The sequence below is a fragment of the Vibrio sp. 1562 genome (genome assembly GCF_033340155.1).
Classification (GTDB): Bacteria; Pseudomonadota; Gammaproteobacteria; order Enterobacterales; family Vibrionaceae; genus Vibrio; species Vibrio alginolyticus.
Genome location: NZ_JAWOVY010000394.1, coordinates 1 through 670 on the forward strand (window position 1 = coordinate 1; position 670 = coordinate 670).

Annotated in this window: 1 protein-coding gene; it reads left to right on the forward strand. The window is 46.1% G+C overall.

Annotated features, from left to right (window positions below; all coding sequences use genetic code 11):
* Positions 1-21 precede the first annotated feature (21 nt).
* On the forward strand, positions 22-670 hold a 649-nt coding region (locus R7Z49_RS25385; protein ID WP_318112442.1), incomplete at its 3' end, for an MFS transporter.

The following is a 670-nucleotide window of genomic DNA, read 5'->3' on the forward strand; positions in this document are numbered from 1 at the left end:
AATAATTTGATTGGTTGAATCATGAAAATATCAAAACTACAGCTCGTTTATCTTGCAGCTTTATCTATGCTTGGCTTTGTTGCCACTGACATGTACTTACCTGCGTTCAAAGCGATGGAAATCGACTTTGCTCCAGGTCGCGAACAAATCGCAGTTTCTCTGACCGTATTTCTTGTAGGTATGGCTTTTGGTCAGTTGATGTGGGGATTGGCATCGGATAAATTTGGTCACCGCAATACGCTGGCCGCAGGTCTGGTACTCTTTACCATTGCCTCATTCGGCTTAGCATTCTGCGATGAAGTTTGGCAGCTACTGACACTGCGCTTTGTGCAAGCAATCGGCGTGTGTGCTCCTGCGGTTATCTGGCAAGCGATGGTAATCAAGCGTTACTCCAGCAGTAGCCAGCAAATTTTTGCAACCATCATGCCGTTGGTGGCACTATCACCAGCACTTGCACCTCAACTGGGTGTGGTTTTAGCGGATAGCTTTGGTTGGCACAGTATTTTTATCGCATTAACGCTTGTTGGTGTGGTGCTCGTTGCTGCAACCATGGCACAAAAGAACGAACAAGCCGAAATCAAACAAACCAGCATGTCTGCGGATATTAAAGCGTTACTAGGTTCAAAAACTTACCTAGGTAACGTGTTTATGTTCGCAACCGCTTCGGCAG